Below are 18,777 nucleotides of genomic sequence, written 5' to 3' on the forward strand. Positions count from 1 at the left end.
GAGCCGGTTCTTTCTGTCTGAAACAGCTGCAGCAGATGTAACTGTCTGCTGTCCGCGTTCTTTATTCTTTACGTTCTAATTCTCATGGGAGAGCAGCTCAATGACCTGGGACTGCTTATCGGGCGGCAGTTTCGCGAGTTCCACAAATATCGCTGCCTTGTCCATGGATTTGTATTTTTCCAGCCATGCGTCTTCTTCTGGCGCGTGGACTTCTGTATGCTCTTCTTCCGGCTGATCCGCCATCTTCGGATCCGGCAGATCACCAAAGGGAAGCTCCTCTTCTTCCTCCGGTTCGGTTACCTCCTGCACCGGAGAAATCTCCTCATACTCTGTATCCACAGGATCTGACGCATCTGTCTGCTGCGGATCCGACGCGTGAATCAGCTGTGCCATCAGCTGATCATAATCCGTAGTATCCCGCTCCTGGAAATTGGTAAATCTGGTGGCGGTTCCCGCAGGTTCTTCGTTTTCTTCGGTACGTCGTTCCGGGAATTCCCACTGTCCTTCAATGGCAGACACCATCCATCCCATCAGATTCTTGATTCCGTTGGTCTCCCGCGCAGAATTGTAAATAGTCTTGATCAGAGCCGCATTGCCATCTGATTTCTCCAGCAGCGTGGTAATATTCTTGCGGCTTAATCTGCCTTCCGTATAAGCGGAAAGTTCATCGATCACTTCTGTATCAAATACAGACTCCACATGCCAGTCATGGTTGTTATGCCGGTAAATAAAAAAACGGATTGCAATGGTTTTCCGGCCTCTGCCCCTGGTAATCGGGACATATTCAAAATAAATCGTGGCCTTTTTCGAGGCTTTCATCTCTTTGTAAGCAGTATCCAGGACCCGTTTGCGGAAATTGGAATAGTCTCTGTACTTCGCGTTCACCGCGATCTTATCATCAATATCCTCCAGGCTCATTCCGGATTTTATCGCTTTCTCAATCTTCTCATCCCCGGCATCAATAATACCCAGATTAAACTTCAGTTCCGCCAGCCCGATCTTCACTTCATAGCAGGCGCCCTCTTCTTTCGGGATCAGATATTCATATATTTTTAAAAGCTCATAGAGCCGGAAGGTGTTATTAGATTCAAAAGACATCAGAGAACGCATATCCACCAGGGTATAATTCTTCTGTACGTCCAGTGTATGAGGCTTCAGCTTTTTGTTGAAGGTAATCACCAGGTGGCCGTCCGAATACGAAACATCGTTGATCATATTCATGTAAAAAAACTGATGGGTCGTATCGTCCTCCAGCATATATTTGTGATCCAGGATATCTTTGGAAAACGGTTTCAGAAAATTGTAAACACTGTTTCCCGTATAACCGAACTGCTCTTTGATCTCTGCCGCGCTGAGATCCGCCACCAGATCCGTCCCCCCGTTTCCGTCTGATTTTTCCCGCATCTGGGAAATGGCATAGGTAAAAATCTTGTTCTGGCGAAGCGTTGACTTATATTTGGCCTGCAGGAAAGCGTTGGAGGATTTGAATACTACATCCTGCTTTCTGGCCTTCTTTTTTCCTGTTTTCTGCTGATCTGACATATATCCCCCGTACACTATGAGTGATTATTCGTACACATTGGGTATTTCCCGATGTAGAACATTGTACGCCTTTGCCTTCTGAAATGCAATGGTTTTTTCGTACGGATTGAGTGTTTCTTTCGTACGAATCAGGTTAACTTTTCACGCATATGGTTAGTTTTCCTCTTAGTTGAGCAACAATTCTGACAGTATTGTGGGATAACCCACAATTTTTTCATGTATTTTCTTTTGTATCTCTGTGTTAACCCGCTCTCACTGGAAAATATATTTAACGGTACATTTTGGGTGCCTGTCTGGCTCCTGCTTTTTTTATCGGTACATTTTGGGTGGCAAATTTATGTTCTCCACTACATTCGGTACAATCCGGGTCATTCAATCGAAAATGCCACTATATTTTGTACCCATTCTGTCCGACTGTGATTTTCTACTAACCCATTTTGTCGGATGATTCCCTTTCTCCTTTTGTTTGTCGGTACATTTTGGGTCATACACTGCAAATCTGTCCCGCAGTTCCACCTATCTTGTACTTGACAATTCTTTACTTCGTACATATTGGGGTATTATTTTGTTTTATCGGTACATTTTGGGTCATATAAAAAGAATCGCTTTCTGCCCGCTTCCGGTTTACCGGTACATTTTGGGTAAATTTTGACACCTCTTTCCGTACTAACTCTGTATTATCGGTACATTTCGGGTAAAATTTCGCAGCCTGTCCAGCATTTTCTCCGGATTATCGGTACATTTTCGGTGGATGAACACCCGATTCGGTCAGAATCATATTTTTTCCGGTACATTTTGGGTGTCTGCCGGAACCGGATTTGTTTGATTCCGGAAAATACCCCAATTTGTACCGGTTTGCAGCAGATTTTTTCCATGAATTTTTTATTCGGTACATTTTGGGTTGAAATGGAACGGTATTTGCTCTGCTTTTCGATTTATCCGGTACATTTCGGGTGGATCATACCACTTCAACCTGTCTTTTCCCTGTTTATCGGTACATTTTCGGTTATACACAGAGGCTCCTGCAGGGATTATCAGTACAAATTGGGTGATTTTTCCTGTTTTCAGTACGTTTTGGGTGCCTTTTTTCTTTATCGGTACAAATCGGGTAATCAAAAACACGCGGTCAGCCCGGTCCGGCGCTTATTTTTTTATCGGTACATTTTGGGTCATAATTGCTGCAAACCCTTTGTTTTCAGTACTTTCCGGGTACATTTCCATGGAAAAACCGGGAAATCAGCCCCTGTTTTTCCGCAAAACACCCAAAACGTACGAATACAGGCCGGATTTTACCCGAAATGTTTGAATGTTACCCCCATTCGTCTGCTGAGCAAACCCAATATGTACGAATGTTCCCCTCTCTTGGTTACCCCAATATGTACGAATGTTCTCATCCATCTGTCCGGCAGCTTTACCCCATATGTACGGAAAAAAACGCTGTATTCCTTGCTATTGCTGATTTTCCTTCCCCTTAATAAAGAAATGTTGTATGTTATTAATAAAATAATCAACAAAACAGCGTCTTATTGGGGACGGAAAGGAAGCAAGAAATGTCCGTGATTCGAAAAGTTACCGATCGGAACATTCCGGAACTGAAACCCTACGCCGCAGCCAGTGACCGACAGCTGATGCGGTACTGTGAACCGGAGCCCGGACTGTTTCTGGCGGAAAGCGCGAAGGTGATTCTGCGTGCCTGGAATGCCGGCTATGAACCGCTCTCTTTGCTGATGGATCAGAATCAGACAGAAACAGAATCGGAAGAATTGCTGCATGTCCTGCCGGACATACCGGTATTTCTTACAGACTGGGATACAATAAAGAAGATTACCGGTCTGAAAATGATCCGGGGAGCCCTGGCTATATTCCGAAGAAAACCTCTGCCGGATTATCTGACAATTATTCAAGATGCCAGACGTATAGCTGTTCTGGATCACGTGGTAAATCCTTCAAATATAGGGGCTGTTTTTCGTTCGGCAGCAGCTCTGAATATCGATGCCGTCCTTCTCAGCAGGGAATGCAGTGATCCTTTCTACCGGAGGACGCTGCGTGTCAGTATGGGAACGGTTTTTCAGATTCCCTGGACGAAATTTTCTGATAATTACTCCTGGCCGGAAGAAGGTTTGAAACAATTAAAACATCTGGGGTTTCGGACAGCAGCCATGGCATTGACTGAAAATTCTGTCAATGTGAATGATCCGGCATTAAAAAATGAAAAACGTCTGGCAATTCTTCTGGGCAATGAGGGGTACGGATTATCCGAAGAACTGACAGCAGCCTGTGATTATCAGGTGTGCATTCCCATGGCTCACGGCGTCGACTCGCTGAATGTGGCGGCAGCCAGCGCAGTGGCATTCTGGGAACTTGGAAATCATTAAAAAATCTGCCGGCTGTTTTTCCATAAAGTATTCCGGACCGGGTTCTTTGATTGCATTTTTTCTCTTAAAATGTTACAATCTTATTACATTATCCTTTTAAGATATTACATAAGTATAAAATACCAAAGGATTACGTCATAACGATAAGGAGATTGAAAAAATGTCTATGAAAAAAAGAATACTGCCGGCTGCAGCCGCAGCTGTTTTCGGCCTGTCCTGTCTGATGATACCCGCACCGGAAGCCCAGGCTGCCGGCTCTGTCAGCCGGTTTGTAAGCTCTGCAATAGCCATTGCAAAAGATAATTCCCACGGCTACAATGACAGCAATCGCTGGGGACCGGATTATGACTGCTCTTCTTATATTATTACTGCCCTGCGAAATGCGGGCTTTAATACCAACGGAGCGACATATACCGGTAATATGCGTTCTGCCCTTACAGGGGCAGGCTGGAGTTATTATCCCGCATCCTCCATGAATCTCTCCGGCACATCCAGGCTGAAAAGCGGTGATATTCTGATCAAGAGCGGTCATGCGGAGATTTATGTAGGCAGCGGCCAGCGGGCTGGTGCCCATAAAAATTACGATGGCAGGCAGGGGGACAGTTCCGGTAAAGAGATCAGCGTTTCTTCGTATTATAACGGCGGCTGGACCGGCGTCCTGCGTTATACCGGTCAGAGTTCCTCTTCCGGCACCGCGTCGGTACGCAGTGCTGCCGTATATTCCACAGGAACTTACAAGACAACGATTAATCTGAATATGCGCCAGAAAGCCAGCATTTCTTCCAAAGTGCTCCGGAATGTGAAGAAGGGTACCAAAGTATCTGTCACAAAAGTATCCGGTTCCTGGGGCAAAATCAAATACAGCGGCAAAACCGGATGGGTGTCTTTCAGCTATCTGAAAAAGATGAGCACTTCTTCCGCTGCGTCAAAGGCAGTAAAGACTGGAAAATACAAGACAACGATTAATCTGAATATGCGCCAGAAAGCCAGCATTTCTTCCAAAGTGCTCCGGAATGTGAAGAAGGGTACCAAAGTATCCGTCACAAAAATCTCCGGTTCCTGGGGCAAAATCAAGTACAGCGGCAAGACCGGATGGGTTGCCCTGAAATATCTGAAAAAAGCATAATAAGACGACTGTCTTTTTAGAAAAGGGAAATCCCCTCCTGTGTCAGCATTGTGTGAACCGGCACTGGAGGGGGTTTTTCTTACGGATGGGTGGTTATGCCCTTGCATCGGAAAATCAGGAATTTGCCTTTACGACGCGGTTCAGAAAGGCAATTGTTTTTTTCATATTGTCCTGGGCGCAGGACAGCGACGGACGGGTTTCATAGCCGTGTCCCAGACGCTCTTTTTTTCTGGGATACAGATTCAGTTCATTGACCACACCCAGCTGATCCAGTTTCTTATGAAGCGCGTTTGCCTGGGAGTAAAAAGTCGCGGTATTTCCGTCTGAAATATAGCTGGCGGGATAATTTTCATCTACGTGGGTCAGCAGATTGGTTTGTTTCGCAATGGCGCTTTTCCGGATCACATTGGTGCCAAACGCGCAGCGGGCATACTGCATAAACACGTGATCCCGGATCAGATTATGGGTAATGGTGAAATCCTCATTATTGATCAGCGCGGAAACGAAGACCACTGCTTTCAGATTTTTCTGTGAAAGAGCCGGACGGATCTGCAGTTTTCGGGCGCTGGAAGGCTGTGTAGCTGTCAGCGCCAGCATGCCTGCGATGTTTCCGCCGGCGGATTTTCCGATCAGGACCACCCGGTCCATGTGCAGGCCGTATTTGCTGCCATGACGCATCAGAAAGGCAAGGGCCTGGTTCGCCTGGCGGAGCTGGATGGGATAGCGATATTCCGGCGCATAAGCGTAATCGATGGACACGACGTTATACCCTTCCTGCATCAGGTTGGTAAAATACCAGAGCAGGCCATTGGAACCGGAACGGGGATTTCCGCCTGTTTTGGTACCGCCGATATAACCGCCGCCATGGATAAAGACCACTGTCGGCTTGTCGGCATTTTCTTCTGCGGAAAGATAGATATCCATAAAACTGTTCGGATAGTCCGTTCCATAAGCGACATTGCTGTATACTTTCTCTCCATGAAGAAAATTGAATTCTCCGGCGTCATATTTTCTGGAAAAACTGTTTGTGTTGTTTAAATAAGTCTGCAGGGGTCCTACCAATGCAAGGGGGGTAACTGCCGTTGCCAGGAGACTGAAGTGAAACATCAGATAAAAGACGCAGAGAAACAGTACCGGCAGGGTGCGCAGGATGCGGATGACTGTTTTCTGACCGGGCAGACGCAGAATACGGATCATATACTGCAGGGTGTATTTGGCCAGTAAAAACATGCCGCAGATCAGCAGGATACAGTAGCCGGAATACCAGGTAAACAGAATCCATGCGATGCCGGCAGACGCGCCGAAAAATTCCACGGCTGCATTCAAAATTCCAGGAATCCCCAGGCGCGGCGAAGATTTCAGATTGCCCCACCCGAGAAACAGCATGACGGCAGCACAGAAAAAGGCCATGAGTTTTTCCTGGTTTACCAGCAGCATGGTAAAAATGAGAAGCACCGCAAGAAGCAGAACCATCAGAAACCGTATTCGTTTGTTGGATTGACGTTTCGCTGTTTGTTCCGTTTTTTCGTCCTTTCGTTTTCTTCGGTATGACAGAATGCCCCACCGCCATGCGAACATGATGTGGGGCATTGAGTTTCGATGCAGTCAGTATCAGTTGTTGATTCTCTGGTGAATCATCGGTGTACTCTGGTCAATCGCCTTAAAGGTATAACCGTGTTTTTTTCCATAGGTAATAAACTTCTGCAGTACAGCAGCAGTGGTTTTCTTGGCGTTGGTATCGTGGCAGAGAACGACATTTTCCTTTCCTTTCACCAGTTCTCTGACATAATTGCGGTAAAGCCGGTCCGAAGGAATCTCATTGCCTTCCGCATCGCCGCTGGATACATTCCAGTCCATATAGGAATAACCGGCTTCCTCCACTTTTCTGGACAGCTGGCTCATGATTCCCTTGCAGTAGTGCGCGCTGATGGTATTGGAGCTTCCGCCCGGGAACCGGATCATCCATGGAGTATAGTTGAAATCCTTCTGGATGTTGGCCTTTTCCTGATTGATTTCGGACATAAAGGTTCCTACAGATTTGTATACAGCCGCGTAATCATGGGAAATGGTATGCATGCCAATGGTGTGGCCTTCGTCAATTTCCCGGCGGATCAGCTTCTTCTTTACCGGATCATTTCCGTAGCCGATGATAAAGAAGGTGGCTTTTACATCGTTTTTCTTTAAGATATCCAGGATGCGCGGCGTTACTTCACTGCTGGGGCCGTCATCAAATGTCAAGTAGATGGTGCTTTTGGTCACAGGAGTAACTTTTGCTTTCACAATGACTGTACGGACCGCGGAGGCTTCATTTCCGGCTTTGTCCGTTACTTTGTAAGTGATCCGGTAGGTGCCGGGTTTACCGGTGTCCACGGAACCGCTTACTTTTACCTGATTGGTGACCGTGCCGTCCACTGCGTCTTTCGCGGAATATCCGGGATCCTTATAGGAATCTCCCTGGTTCAGGGAAAGACTGTTTCCGCCGGACAGTGTGATCGCCGGAGCTGTCGTATCCTTTACTGTGACTGTGCGGACAGCCTTGAATCTGGCGGTGAAGATATGCATCCGGTAGATGACTTTATAAGTTCCCGGTGTGGATTTCTTAATGGTGTTTTCTGTTTTGATGCGGCTGGAAAGCTTCTTTCCGTGATAGGTGTCTTCCCCTTTGTAAGACACTTTGATACCGGGATCGGTGTAACTGCTTCCGGCTTCTGCCGTCAGGTCAGAATCTCCTTTTAACTGAAAAACAGTCTTATGATGTATATGTGCCGGGATCGCCACAAAAAAAATAAGGATAACAGCAACCAGAATAATCAGTCCGAGTAAACTGTTTCTGCGGCGGCGCATTTCCCGTCTGCGCTTCCAGGCAGGCATTCCGTATGTGTTCCTTCTGCTCATATTTTAATACTCCTAACTGTAATTTCTTTTTCTTTTAATGAATTTCCGTTTCCGCAACGTGTCTCAGTGTAACATGAAAATATTAATAAACTGCTAAATAGTCATTAAAAATAATTAATTATTTTCTCTTTTTTGTTTTTTCCATGATACAAAAAGAAGGTCAGGGACAGGGATTTCCCATCTCTTTCATGGGATTTTGCTGTGTAACATGCTATAATAAGTCGGGATTTTTCAGAAGGGAGTATCTGGATTGAAAGAAGAAACAAACCGCTGCCACCGGATTATCCGGCATCCCCTTTACTGCAGTCAGATGGATGCCATTGCAGCTGATGAAAAAGACAGAATCTACTGCGGGCATAATCTGCAGCACGCACTGGATGTGGCCCGTATTATGCGCATCTATAATGGGGAGCTCGCACTGGGGATTTCCACGGATCTGATCTATGCAGCAGCGCTGACGCACGACATCGGACGGGCGGTACAGTATCGCACCGGGATTCCCCATGACCGGGCCAGTGCGGAACTTGCGGAACAGATTCTTCCGGCGTGCGGATTTGATGAGACGGAGACCCGGCAGATCGCGGAGGCGATCCGGCATCACAGAGAATATGAGAAAGGTTCGGATATTTCCCGGACTCTGGGCACACTTCTCTGCCGCGCGGACAAAGAATCCAGGCTGTGTTTTCTCTGTCCTGCCGCAGATACCTGCAAATGGCCGGACACCAAGAAAAACCATCAGCTGCGGATCTGAAGGAACCGGATTCAGATCTGCAGGACAATTATATCAGGGAGGAAAGAATGATGCAGATCGGCAGACATGCGTTTGATACGGAACACCATACATATATTATGGGGATTCTCAATGTGACACCGGATTCCTTTTCTGACGGCGGCAGGTGGAATACTTTGGATCATGCGCTGGAACATACGGAATCCATGATTCAGGAAGGAGCAGATCTGATCGATATCGGCGGAGAATCCACCAGACCGGGATATACAAAGATCAGTGACGAAGAGGAAATCCACCGCGTGGTACCGGTGATTCAGGCCATACGGAAGCGTTTTGACATTCCGATTTCCGTGGATACTTACAAATCAAAGGTTGCGGAAGCTGCCCTGGAAGCAGGGGCCGACCTGATCAATGATATCTGGGGACTGAAATATGATCCGCGTATGGCGTCGGTAATTGCTGCCTCCGGCGCGGCCTGCTGTCTGATGCACAATCGGAAAAACGGGCAGTATTCATCGTTTGCTTCCGATCTGAAGCAGGATCTGTTGGAAAGTGTCCGGCTGGCAGAAACAGCCGGTATTTCCAGAGATAAAATTATTCTGGATCCGGGGATTGGATTTGCGAAAGATTATGAACAGAACCTGGAGACCATGCGCATTCTGCCGGAACTGTGCCGGCTGCCCTATCCGATGCTGCTTGGAACTTCAAGAAAATCCATGATCGGCAACTGCCTTCATCTGCCAACAGAAGAGCGCCTGGAAGGCACGCTGGCGACTACGGTGCTTGCTGTGCAGGCAGGATGCGGATTTGTGCGTGTGCATGATATTCAGGCAAATCAGAGAGCCATCCAGATGACAGAAGCAATTTTAAAGCGCGGGGTACAGAAGAAATAAAATCCAGAAAGGACAGACCCATGGACAGGTATTTACAGGAAGATAAAATTACAATTGAAGGACTGACCGTATTCGCCAATCACGGCGTTTATCCGGAAGAACAGTCCCTAGGACAGAAATTTACGGTATCGGCAGATCTGTATGTGGACACGCGGAAGGCTGCCGCTGCAGATGATCTCCGTCAGTCGGTGGATTACGGACTGGTCTGCCGGCATATAACAGAATATCTGCAGAAACACACATTTCAGCTCATCGAGACAGCAGCCGGCAATACGGCCTGTGATCTGCTGGAAAATTTTCCGCTGGTGCGCGGCGTGGATCTGACCCTCAGCAAACCATGGGCACCCGTAGGACTGCCTCTGGAAAATGTATCTGTCACGGTCCGGCGCCGCTGGCACAAGGTATTTCTGTCTCTGGGATCCAATCTGGGCAGTAAAAAAGCCTATCTGGATCTGGCGGTGGAAGCGCTGGATTCCCTTGCCGGGATACGCTTCCGGCAAATCTCGGATTATATTGTCACCAGACCATACGGAAATGTTCCGCAGGATGATTTTCTGAACGCGGCAGCAGAAATCGATACTTGGATGTCTCCGGAAGAACTGCTGGCGCAGCTGCACCGAATCGAGCAGGCAGCCGGACGCAGGCGGGAGATACACTGGGGTCCCAGAACACTGGATCTGGATATCCTGCTTTATGATTCCCTTGTCCTGGATACACCGGATCTGCATATTCCGCACATTGATATGGAGAACCGGGACTTTGTCCTGGTTCCCCTGTGCCAGATTGCCCCTTATGTGCGGCATCCGGTATTAAACCGTACGGCAAAACAGCTTCTTATGGATCGGAACAGCTGACGCAGACAGCTGGTTTGATCAGCTGTTCCGGCCAGATTATTCTTCTACACGCATGACGCTGTTTACGGCGGAAACGCAGTCATCTTTCAGAATTTCCTGAAGCGCTTCTGTCAGCAGCGTCTTTTCTACATAACTGAAGATGAAAATCAGCGGAACAAATTCCGCGTCTTTGGAACCTTTCTGAACCATGGTTTCAATACTTATGCCGTGCGCGCCGAATACGGAGGTGATCCGGGCCATGACACCCGGATGGTTTCTTGCCTTCATCCGGACATAGTACTTATTGGAACCTTCTCCCACATACTGCAGTTCGGAATCATAGCGCAGCTGGGGCACCAGATCGTAAGCGGAATCTTTTTCCAGTTTGCGGGCAATGCCGATAATATCTCCTACGACCGCACTGCCGGTCGGAAGCGGTCCCGCGCCCCGTCCGTAAAACATCAGGTCGTCCACGGCATTTCCTGTGACAAATACGGCATTGAATTCATTGCTGACGGAAGCCAGGGGATGGGAATCCGGTACCAGTGCCGGTTCCACATTGCCTGCGACTTTGCCGTCCTTGGCCCGGGCGCTGGCCAGCAGCTTGATTTTATATCCGTTTTCTTCCGCAAAAGCAATATCGTCACTGCCCACCGATGTGATTCCCTGGGTCGGGATCGCATCCGGTCCTACGCCGATACCGAAGATCAGGGACATCAGAATGGACAGTTTGTTGGCAGTGTCGATGCCTTCCACATCAGCCGTAGGGTCTGCTTCCGCAAAGCCCTTCTCCTGGGCGTCTTTCAGCACAGAGGCATAGTCTTTGCCGTATTCTCCCATCTGTGTCAGGATATAATTGGTGGTTCCGTTCAGGATGCCGTGGACTTCTGTAAACCGGTTGGACAGCAGTGCTGTGGTCAGTGAAGTCAGAATCGGGATTCCGCCGGCCACAGCGGCCTCAAAACGCAGAAGGACATGATTTTCCTGCGCCAGGTCTGCCAGCAGCTTTCCATTGGCTGCAATGGCGGCTTTGTTGGCCGTAACGACACTTTTTCCATTGCGCAGCGCCTGAGCCATGTATTCGGTGGCCGGTTCAATCCCGCCGATTAATTCCACCACAATATCGATGGCGGGATCGGTGAGGATTTCGTCCGGATCCGGTGTATATTTTTCTTTCGGAATATCGATTCCCCGGTCTTTTTCCGGATGCCGGTTCAGGATCTTAACGATTTCGATATCCAGGCCGGTGGTTTCCGCTATTTTTTCATGATTCATATGCAGCGCCTGATAGGTACCGGTGCCGATATTGCCAATGCCTAACATGCCGACGTTAATTTTTTTTCTCATGGCTCCTCCCTGTATGCAAGTTTGTCCTTTCACTTCTGCCAGTTATTATAACACAGGAATTCCTGTGTTCACAGAAACAAAAAATCTCACAACCAGCTCATGCGAGCGGATTGTGAGATCAAATGAAAGGCGCCAACCAGATTTGAACTGGTGATAGAGGTGTTGCAGACCTTTGCCTTACCACTTGGCTATGGCGCCTTATGAAGCTGTTAGCAAAGATGATTATAACAAACCTGTATAAGATCGTCAACAGCATTTTTATATTTCTGAAAACTTCAGAAATCAGCTCCCCGAGTAGGGCTCGAACCTACAACATCACGGTTAACAGCCGTGCGCTCTACCATTGAGCTATCGAGGAATATGATTGCTCAGAACTTTTGTATTCTATCACAGATCTGTATGCATTGTCAATGTCTGACCTGCAGGAATCTGCGGAAAATTTGTCGGATCTATCTCAGAAAAAACATCGCCCAGCTGTCTGCTGGGCGATGGAAAAGGCTTTTTCCGTTTTCCGGATGCAGCTTATTTTGCAGGCGGTAACAGAACTACTAACATCTGAGCGGTGTCCGGTCCGATGTTTGTAACACATTTCGGAGAGTTTGCTGCGATGTGTACGCTGTCGCCTGCCTCTAATACAGTTTCAACCTCATCTTCACCTTTAAACTTCATGGTGCCATGAAGAATATAATAGATGGATTCGCAAGGATTGGATGCAAAATCTGTGCCGCCGCCTGCAGGAAGGAAATGAGTTAAGCCGTTGATCAGCTGGCCGCCTTCTACATCCTGCGGATCATGTAATCTGGTGCATTTGCACTCATTGTGACCCGGTGCGGTGTAAGTGTAGTATCCATCTTTTTTGGTGATTTTGTAACCTGCCATTTTTGTTTCCTCCTAAATAAATGATCTTGTTATACTATACACCCTTCACAACTAGAAATCAATGTTTTGATAAAATTTTGTATATTTTATTATGCAATTACAAACGTACGAAAAAAAATAACCAAAAAGAGGTAGTTACTATTTGGAAAGGTTGTAATATCTGGCATATATGCCGTTTTTCTCCATCAGTTCCTCGTGGGTGCCCCGCTCCGCAATCCCCTGGCCTTCAATCACCAGGATTTCATCCGCGCTGCGGATGGTGGAAAGACGATGGGCGATTGTAATGGTGGTACGGTTTTCCGCCAGGGCGTCCAGACTTTTCTGGATATAACGCTCGCTTTCATTATCCAGCGCGGAAGTGGCCTCATCCAGAATCAGGATCGGCGGATTCTTCAGAAAAATCCGCGCGATGCTGATCCGCTGCTTCTGACCGCCGGAAAGCCGGGTGCCCCGTTCCCCCACAAAGGTATCATACCCATCCGGAAGGGAAAGAACGAATTCATGGACATTGGCTTTTTTCGCGGCTTCCACAATATCTTCCATGGAGGCGTCCGGTCTGCCGTAGGCAATATTGTCCCGGATGGTTCCGGAAAACATATAGACCTCCTGCTGGACAATTCCTATGGACTGCCGCAGACTTTCCAGACGGATTTTTCGGATATCCTGGCCGCCGATCCGGATCGTTCCCCCGGTGACATCATAGAACCGGGGAATCAGTGAGCATATGGTGGTTTTTCCGCCGCCGGAAGGACCCACAAGGGCCAGAGATTCGCCGGACTTTACGGTAAAAGACAGGTGGATGAGCACCGGTTCCTCCGCTTCATAGGCAAAGCTCACATCCTGAAATACGATATCCCCATGGGCATCGGCAATGGGAACCGCATCCGGCGCGTCTGTGATTTCCCTCCGGGTTTCCATCACATCCAGATACCGGCGGAACCCGGACATCCCCTTCTGCAGCATTTCTGTCAGTTCCACCAGAATCTGGATCGGGCTGATGAAAATACCGATATAAAGGGAATACATGGCCAGATCTCCTGCGCTCATCTGTCGTTTTGCCACAAAATAGCCGCCGGCGGCAATGACCAGCAGATACATGATACCTTGGAAAAACAGGCTGCCTGCCTGGAACGTACCCATCGCCCGGTAATTGTCCCGTTTGGAATCCAGAAAGGCTTCGTTTCCTCTGCGGAACTTGGCCTGTTCGATTTTTTCATTGCCGAAGGCCTGCACAATGCGGATACCGGAAAGAGAATCCTGCAAAGTGGCATTGATGGAACCGATTTTGCGCCGGTTGTCCAGGAAAGTGGCCTGCATCCTTCGGTTCTGCGCAGCGGATACCAAAGTCATAAGGATGACTACTGCCAAAAGAAGAAGCGCCAGTTTTTTCTGAATCAGAAACAGAAAAACAAAAGATCCGGCAATTTTTACCAGTGAAATAAAGAGATTTTCCGGGCCGTGGTGGGCCATTTCGGAGATATCAAAAAGATCGGAAACCAGACGGCTCATCATCTGACCGGTGTTATTTCTGTCATAGTAGGAAAAGGACAGGGCTTCATACTGATCGAAAAGCTTTTTCCGCATATCCCGTTCCATCTTTGCGCCCATAATATGTCCTTGGCAGGACACATAGTATTTGCACAAAGCCTGCAGAATGTAGGCCGCGAGAAGGACAAGGGCAATTCCCGGCAGGGCATGGAGAATCCGGTCCGGATCTCTGGTAAACAGGGTATTGGTCAGGGTGCGCAGCACCTGCGGATAGGCCAGATCCACCAGACTGATAAAAGCCGCGCAGATCAGGTCAAAAATAAATACGCCCTTGTAAGGACGGTAAAATTGTATAAATTTGCGAAATGTCTGCATGAAAGATTCCTCTCCGTATTTTTAGTTGTTTCTGTTTGCGTGGGTGCCGGACAGGCAGATAAAAACCGCAAAATGAAAAATCCCCCGGATTCCTGTGAATCCGAGGGAAAAGCGGAGAAAGAGGGATTTGAACCCTCGCGCCGCGTGAACGACCTACACCCTTAGCAGGGGCGCCTCTTCAGCCAACTTGAGTATTTCTCCACTGGTGTCTGCTGATTCCGACACTTGAATCAGTATACTTGAATGGAAAAAATTTGTCAACCGATTTTCAGAAAAACATCCGGGTCATCCGATCTTTTTGTAAGTCTTTACTGCTGTTTCATAGAGATTATTGCCTTCGGAATCAATCACGACGATAACCGGAAGGTCTTCCACCACGATCCGGCGCAGCGCTTCCGCGCCCAGATCTTCGTAATCCAGGATTTCCGCTTCTTTGATACATTTGGAAAGCAGGGCGCCCGCGCCGCCGACTGCCGCAAAATACACCGCTCCATTGCGTACAATGGCGTCAATCACTTCCTGGCTGCGTTTCCCTTTTCCGATCATGGCTGTAAGGCCCAGATCCAGCAGACGGGGCGTGTAGCGGTCCATCCGGGTGGCGGTGGTGGGCCCTGCGGATCCGATGGGACGCCCTTCCCGGGCAGGGGAAGGACCCATATAATAGATTGCCGCGTCTTTCAGGTCGATGGGCAGGGATTCGCCCCGGTCCAGGGCTTCCGTCATCCGTTTATGGGCCGCGTCTCTGGCTACGTAAAGCGTACCGCTGAGATAGACATAGTCACCGGCATGCAGATCGGCGGCAGCGGCTTTTGTAATCGGTGTGTGAATATGTTTGTCCATGCTCTGTTTCCCCCTCTTCCTACAGCACCTGAACGATGTGGCGGTTGACATGGCAGCAGATATTTACTGCCACCGGCAGACCCGCGATATGTGTCGGGAATGTATTGATATGAACGGCCAGGGCGGTGTTTGTTCCACCCAGCCCTCCGGGGCCGATGCCCAGACCGTTGATTTTTGTCAGCATTTCTTCTTCCAGGTCCCGGACATAAGGAATTTCGGAATGGGAGCCCGCCGGCCGGGTCAGGGCCTTTTTCGCCAGAAGGGCGCATTTTTCAAACGTTCCGCCGATGCCTACCCCTACCACCATCGGCGGGCAGGCGTTGGGACCCGCGTCTGCTACTGCAGTCAGGATAGCATCTTTGACGCCCTCGATTCCATCCGCCGGTTTCAGCATGAAGATACGGCTCATGTTTTCACTGCCGAAGCCTTTCGGCGCAAAGGTGATTTTCACCCGGTCGCCGGGAACCAGCTCCGTGTGGATCACTGCCGGTGTATTATCTCCGGTGTTTTCACGGATCAGGGGATCCCTGACCACGGATTTCCGAAGGTAGCCGTCGAGATATCCCCGGCGCACCCCTTCATTGACTGCTTCCGTAAAATCCCCGCCGGTAAAGTGTACTTCCTGGCCGATTTCGAAGAAGAAAACCGCCATGCCGGTATCCTGGCAGATGGGGATCCGGTCCTCTTCCGCGATTTTCAGGTTTTCCTGCAGCTGATTCAGAATTTTCCGCCCCAGGGGGGAAGCCTCTGTATCCGCCGCCTGATTCAGGGCGCTTTTCATATCCTCCGACAGGACATGATTCGCCGTCATACACATTTCTCTGACTGCAGCAGTCAGATCTTTTGTACTGATCTCTCTCATTTTATCTGCTCTCTTTCCACACGAAGGCATTTGGCCTGGTTATTCATCTTCGGACGGTTCGGAAACTTCCGGAACTGCCTCAGATTCCCCGTCATCAGAATCCGCCGCGCTGCTTTCTTCCTGATCCATCAGATCTTCCTCTTTTACTTTCGCCACGCTGGCTACTGTGATGCCGTCTTCCATGTTTACCAGTTTGACACCGGAGGTGGATCTGCCGATGACAGAAATATCGGATACTTCCATACGGATGATAATTCCTTCAGTGGTAATCATCATGATTTCGTCTTCGTCATTTACTGCCTTTACACCGATAAGGTCACCTGTTTTATCGGTGATTTTATAGCAGCGGATTCCTTTGCCGCCTCTGTTCTGCGGAGTAAATTCTTCCATTTCGGTGCGTTTGCCCAGTCCGTTCGCAGATGCGAAAAGCAGGCAGCGTCCCTGGGTATCCAGCTGCATGCCGATAACGGAATCGCCCTCATTTAAGCTGATGCCCTTGACGCCCATGGAAGATCTTCCGGTATGGCGCACATGTTTCGTATGGAAACGGATACACTGGCCTTTTTTGGTTACAAGAAAGGCATCTTCGGTGTTATCGGCAATGGATACATCAATCAGTTCATCATCATCCCGCAGGTTAATGGCGATAATACCTGTCTTGCGGATATTCGCGTATTCTGCGATGGAGGTTTTTTTGATGATTCCGTTTCGGGTCGCCATCAGCAGATATTTTGATTCGTCAAATTCACTGACAGGGATGACGGCGGAAATCTTTTCCTCCGGCTGCAGCTGCAGCAGATTAATAATGGCGGTACCTCTGGATGTACGGCTGGCTTCCGGAATTTCGTAGGCTTTCAGCCGGTACATTCTGCCGAGATTGGTCAGGAACAGAAGATAGTGATGGGAAGTGGTCATAAACAGTTCTTTGATGTAATCCTGTTCAATGGTTTCCATCCCTTTGATTCCGCGGCCTCCCCTGTGCTGGGCATGGAAATTTTCCGAATTCATCCGTTTGATATAACCGAGGCTGGTCATGGTGATTACGGTATTGGTCTCCGGAATCAGGTCTTCGGTCGAGATATCATAGGCATCATAGCCGATGACGGTTCTCCGGTCATCGCCGTATTTTGCGGAAACAGCCAGAATCTCCTCACGAATGACACCCAGGAGCTTTTTCTCGTCGGCAAGAATGGCTTTCAGTTCCGCTATTTTTGCCATCAGTTCCTGGTATTCCCCTTCGATCTTTTCCCGTTCCAGACCGGTCAGCGCACGCAGACGCATATCAACAATGGCCTGTGCCTGGGCATCGCTTAACGCAAAGCGTGCCATCAGTTTTTCCTTGGCTTCCGCCGTGGTGCGGCTTCCGCGGATGATGGAGATTACTTCATCAATGTGATCCAGCGCAATCAGCAGTCCCTGCAGGATATGGGCACGCTCTTCCGCCTTGTTTAAGTCGTATTTGGTTCTGCGGGTTACCACATCTTTCTGGTGATCCAGATAATAGCTCAGCAGTTCGTGGAGATTCAGTACTTTTGGCTGATTATCCACCAGTGCCAGCATAATTACGCCGAAGGTGTCCTGCAGCTGGGTATGTTTGTAGAGCTGATTGAGTATAACATTTGGGTTGGCGTCCCGGCGCAGCTCGATACAGATCCGCATGCCCTGGCGGTCCGATTCATCCCTCAGATCCGTAATGCCGGTCACGCGCTTGTCCCGTACCAGCTCCGCGATTTTTTCGATCAGACGGGCTTTATTCACCAGATAGGGCAGTTCGGTCACGACGATTCTGTTTTTGCCGTTATCCATGGGCTCGATTTCTGTAACGGCCCGAACCCGGATTTTGCCCCGTCCGGTCCGATAGGCTTCATTGATGCCGGAAGTGCCCAGAATCATGCCTCCGGTGGGAAAATCCGGACCTTTTACGATCTGCATCAGTTCCTCTATGGTGGTATCCCGGTCTTCCTCCACCTGATTGTCGATCAGTTTTACCACGGCGGCAATCGCTTCCCGCAGATTGTGGGGCGGAATATTGGTTGCCATACCCACGGCAATTCCCGTGGTGCCATTGACTAACAGGTTCGGGTAGCGGGAAGGAAGCACGGTCGGTTCTTTTTCGGTTTCATCAAAGTTGGGAATGAAATCCACCGTGTTTTTGTTGATATCCCCCAGCAGTTCCATGGAAATCCGGCTGAGTCTGGCTTCCGTATACCGCATGGCGGCTGCGCCGTCTCCGTCCACAGAGCCGAAATTGCCGTGGCCGTCCACCAGCGGATAGCGGGTCGACCAGTCCTGGGCCATGTTGACCAGGGCTCCATAGATGGAGCTGTCTCCGTGGGGGTGATATTTACCCATGGTATCGCCTACAATTCGGGCGCTTTTCCGGTGCGGTTTGTCCGGACCGTTATTTAATTCGATCATGGAATAGAGCACCCGGCGCTGAACCGGTTTCAGGCCGTCGCGTACATCCGGCAGCGCCCGGGAAGCAATTACGCTCATGGCATAGTCGATGTAAGACGTTTCCATGGTCTTTTTCAGGTCCACTTCGTGAACCTGGTCAAATACTTTATCATCTATTTCTGACATTGATTATCC

General features: G+C 48.9%; 14 protein-coding genes and 3 tRNA genes. 5 read left to right on the top strand and 12 right to left on the bottom strand.

The annotated features are described in order from the left end of the window. Positions 1-75: 75 nt before the first annotated feature. Positions 76-1,542, bottom strand: coding sequence for a replication initiation protein (locus CXIVA_RS04795; RefSeq protein ID WP_013976885.1), 1,467 nt, complete (start codon positions 1,540-1,542; stop codon positions 76-78). Positions 1,543-3,092: 1,550 nt separating this feature from the next. Between CXIVA_RS04795 and CXIVA_RS04810 the strand changes: the two genes are divergently transcribed. Both CXIVA_RS04810 and CXIVA_RS13340 read left to right on the top strand, forming a co-directional pair. Next, positions 3,093-3,917: an RNA methyltransferase gene (locus CXIVA_RS04810; protein ID WP_013976886.1), complete on the top strand. Its 825-nt coding sequence runs from the start codon at positions 3,093-3,095 to the stop codon at positions 3,915-3,917. A 166-nt stretch (positions 3,918-4,083) separates the two neighbouring features. Next, positions 4,084-5,043 carry an SH3 domain-containing protein gene (locus tag CXIVA_RS13340; protein ID WP_242822909.1) on the top strand — a complete coding sequence of 320 codons (960 nt, stop codon included), beginning with the start codon at positions 4,084-4,086 and terminating at the stop codon, positions 5,041-5,043. A gap of 114 nt (positions 5,044-5,157) precedes the next feature. Here CXIVA_RS13340 and CXIVA_RS04820 read toward each other — a convergent pair whose 3' ends face one another. Together CXIVA_RS04820 and CXIVA_RS04825 are read right to left on the bottom strand one after the other, a co-directional pair. After that, a complete protein-coding gene (locus CXIVA_RS04820; RefSeq protein ID WP_013976888.1) occupies positions 5,158-6,516 on the bottom strand; it encodes an alpha/beta hydrolase in 1,359 nt (452 codons plus the stop codon). Positions 6,517-6,654: 138 nt separating this feature from the next. Further along, entirely contained in the window at positions 6,655-7,938 is a 1,284-nt protein-coding gene (locus CXIVA_RS04825) for a polysaccharide deacetylase family protein (RefSeq protein ID WP_013976889.1), read from the bottom strand. 250 nt (positions 7,939-8,188) lie between these two features. Between CXIVA_RS04825 and CXIVA_RS04830 the strand changes: the two genes are divergently transcribed. From CXIVA_RS04830 to folK, 3 genes are read left to right on the top strand one after another with little or no spacing between them, the layout of a single operon-like run. Continuing rightward, positions 8,189-8,689 carry an HD domain-containing protein gene (locus tag CXIVA_RS04830; protein WP_013976890.1) on the top strand — a complete coding sequence of 167 codons (501 nt, stop codon included), beginning with the start codon at positions 8,189-8,191 and terminating at the stop codon, positions 8,687-8,689. A 50-nt stretch (positions 8,690-8,739) separates the two neighbouring features. Further along, positions 8,740-9,561, top strand: coding sequence for a dihydropteroate synthase (gene folP / locus CXIVA_RS04835; protein WP_013976891.1), 822 nt, complete (start codon positions 8,740-8,742; stop codon positions 9,559-9,561). 20 nt (positions 9,562-9,581) lie between these two features. Beyond that, positions 9,582-10,415, top strand: coding sequence for a 2-amino-4-hydroxy-6-hydroxymethyldihydropteridine diphosphokinase (gene folK, locus CXIVA_RS04840; protein ID WP_013976892.1), 834 nt, complete (start codon positions 9,582-9,584; stop codon positions 10,413-10,415). Positions 10,416-10,451: 36 nt separating this feature from the next. Here the strand turns inward: folK and CXIVA_RS04845 are convergent, their stop codons facing one another. The 9 genes from CXIVA_RS04845 to gyrA all read right to left on the bottom strand — a co-directional run bounded on the left by CXIVA_RS04845 (position 10,452) and on the right by gyrA (position 18,759). After that, positions 10,452-11,741, bottom strand: a complete 1,290-nt coding sequence (locus tag CXIVA_RS04845; RefSeq protein WP_013976893.1) for a homoserine dehydrogenase — start codon at positions 11,739-11,741, stop codon at positions 10,452-10,454. A gap of 127 nt (positions 11,742-11,868) precedes the next feature. Continuing rightward, a tRNA-Cys gene (locus CXIVA_RS04850) sits at positions 11,869-11,939 on the bottom strand. 88 nt (positions 11,940-12,027) lie between these two features. Further along, positions 12,028-12,099 (bottom strand) — tRNA-Asn (locus CXIVA_RS04855). A gap of 164 nt (positions 12,100-12,263) precedes the next feature. Continuing rightward, the gene (locus CXIVA_RS04860; RefSeq protein WP_013976894.1) at positions 12,264-12,620 is read right to left on the bottom strand and encodes a cupin domain-containing protein; all 357 of its coding nucleotides are present in this window, start codon (positions 12,618-12,620) and stop codon (positions 12,264-12,266) included. 138 nt (positions 12,621-12,758) lie between these two features. Continuing rightward, positions 12,759-14,483: an ABC transporter ATP-binding protein gene (locus CXIVA_RS04870; RefSeq protein ID WP_013976895.1), complete on the bottom strand. Its 1,725-nt coding sequence runs from the start codon at positions 14,481-14,483 to the stop codon at positions 12,759-12,761. A 112-nt stretch (positions 14,484-14,595) separates the two neighbouring features. Continuing rightward, a tRNA-Ser gene (locus CXIVA_RS04875) sits at positions 14,596-14,684 on the bottom strand. A gap of 84 nt (positions 14,685-14,768) precedes the next feature. Continuing rightward, positions 14,769-15,323 (bottom strand): Fe-S-containing hydro-lyase, encoded by a 555-nt coding sequence (locus CXIVA_RS04880; protein WP_013976896.1) that lies wholly within the window; start codon positions 15,321-15,323, stop codon positions 14,769-14,771. Between the two features lie 19 nt (positions 15,324-15,342). Further along, positions 15,343-16,185 (bottom strand): fumarate hydratase, encoded by an 843-nt coding sequence (locus CXIVA_RS04885; protein ID WP_013976897.1) that lies wholly within the window; start codon positions 16,183-16,185, stop codon positions 15,343-15,345. 39 nt (positions 16,186-16,224) lie between these two features. Next, entirely contained in the window at positions 16,225-18,759 is a 2,535-nt protein-coding gene (gene gyrA, locus CXIVA_RS04890; protein ID WP_148267849.1) for a DNA gyrase subunit A, read from the bottom strand. Positions 18,760-18,777 lie beyond the last annotated feature (18 nt).

It is taken from the genome of Clostridium sp. SY8519 (genome assembly GCF_000270305.1).
Taxonomy (GTDB): Bacteria; Bacillota; Clostridia; order Lachnospirales; family Lachnospiraceae; genus SY8519.